This window comes from Streptomyces alkaliphilus (assembly GCF_014141535.1).
Taxonomy (GTDB): Bacteria; Actinomycetota; Actinomycetes; order Streptomycetales; family Streptomycetaceae; genus Streptomyces; species Streptomyces alkaliphilus.
The window spans coordinates 1-1,916 of record NZ_VKHT01000949.1; the positions used below are offsets into that span (position 1 = coordinate 1).

Here is a 1,916-nt window from a genome sequence, read left to right on the forward strand (position 1 = left end):
CCGGGGTGCTGCCGGCATGCGGGGCCTCCGGTGCGGTCGGCTGGGGGGCGGCGGTGCCCCCGGACGACGCTACGTGCCGGTAATCCCCTACCGCAAGATCGACGGCGGCACCCCCGGGGATGGCGGTGGTCACATCCGTGTCCGCACCCCGTACCCCCTCCGTGCCGGCGGCCGGCGACATCGGTTCACGGGGCAGGCGCAGGGCGGCGAGTGCTCCGATCAAAAGCAGCAGCGCGCTGGCCGCCAGGGCGGCGTGGGTCCCGGCGACGAAGGCGTTCACGGCCGCCGTGTGCAGCTCCGCGCCCGTCTCCCCGCCGATCGCGTCCGCGATGGCCCGCGCCTCCGCCAGGGAGTGGCCGACGGCCACCCGCTCCTCGTCGTCCAGTCCGCCCACCGCGCGAACGGCCGGGGCGTAGACGGCGTTCATGACGCTTCCCAGCAGAGCGATACCGAGGCCCGCCCCGAACTGGTAGGCGGTCTCGCCCAGCGAGGCGGCCTCACCGGCCTGGTCCGCCGGCGCGTCGTTGATCATCGATTCGTAGGAGCCGAAGAGGGTGGTCTCCAGACCGAAGCCCAGCAGCACGAAGCCGGTGATGAGCAGCGGCGGGTTGTCGTGGTGGCCGATCTGCAGGAGCAGCAGGACGGCCAGCGCGGTGAGCAGGAAACCGCCGGAGATCATCAGGCGGGGTCCCATGAGCCGCAGCATCCACGCGCCCATCAAACCGGCGGCGATCGCCGCCAGGCTCAGCGGCAGCAGCCGCAGACCGGTCTGCAGGGGAGTCAGGCCCAGCACCAACTGGAGGTACTGGGCCGCGATGAGCGCCAGTCCCACCAGGGCCAGCACGGTCAGGACGATGCAGCCGACGGAGGTGCCGAAGGCCGGCCGGGAGAAGGCGCTCAGGTCGATCAACGGGTGTGCCCGGGACCGCTGACGCCGGACGAAGGTGACGAGCAGCGCCGCACCCGCGACCCCCACCAGGAGGGTCCAGGGCGTCCACAGGTGACCGCCGCCGACCCGTTTGACCGCCAGGATCACGCAGAACAGGCCCGCGGCGGCGATCAGGGCCCCGGGGACGTCCCACGGCCCGGTACCCACCCGGCCACGGGACTCGGGGAGCAACCTGGCCCCCACGGGAAGACAGATGGCCATGAGCGGGATGTTGAGCAGGAAGACCGAGCCCCACCAGAAGTGCTCCAGCAGGATTCCCGCCACCAACGGTCCGACGGCGGCGCCGACGGCGGCGACGGCGCTCCAGATGCCGATGGCCATGGCCCTCTCCCTGCGGTCGGGGAAGACGTGCCGCAGGATGGAGAGGGTGGCGGGCATGATCATGGCCCCGCCCACGCCGAGCAGGGCCCGCGCGCCGATGAGCACGGGGGCGGACGTCGCGCAGGCCGCCAGGGCCGAGGCCACGCCGAAGCAGGCGTAGCCCATCAACAGCACGCGTCGGCGTCCGATCCGATCCCCCAGCGTGCCGAAGAGGATCAACAGCGAGGCGCAGATCAGCGGGTACACGTCCACGATCCACAACAGCTCGATCGGGCCGGGTCGCAGGTCGGCGCTCACCGCGGGGATGGCGACGTGCAACACGGTGGCGTCGAGGGCCACCAGGAACAGGCTCGCGCAGAGCACGACCAGGACGGCCCAGCGGTTGGCCGGACCCGCGCCGGGCGGGGGGGCCGCGGGGGCCCGGTCGCCGATGCCGGGCGGATTCGCTCCGGACGTCTGCGCCATCTGCACCTCCCTCTCGGCACCGTCCCGATGGGTCGGTGCCGTGGTCACCCCCGCGCCCCGGGAGAAGGCCGGGTGAACCGGACACGACGGGAGCGGTGCGGGGGACGGACGAGGAGTTAGCGTACGCCGGCCCCGGCAGCCGCTTCGCACGCCGGAACGGCGCGGGGCCGGGCGCGCGGGG

General features: G+C 73.3%; 1 protein-coding gene. It reads right to left on the minus strand.

Annotated elements, in window-relative coordinates:
- On the minus strand, positions 1-1,735 hold a 1,735-nt coding region (locus tag FNQ90_RS21390; RefSeq protein WP_182607852.1), incomplete at its 3' end, for an MFS transporter.
- Positions 1,736-1,916 lie beyond the last annotated feature (181 nt).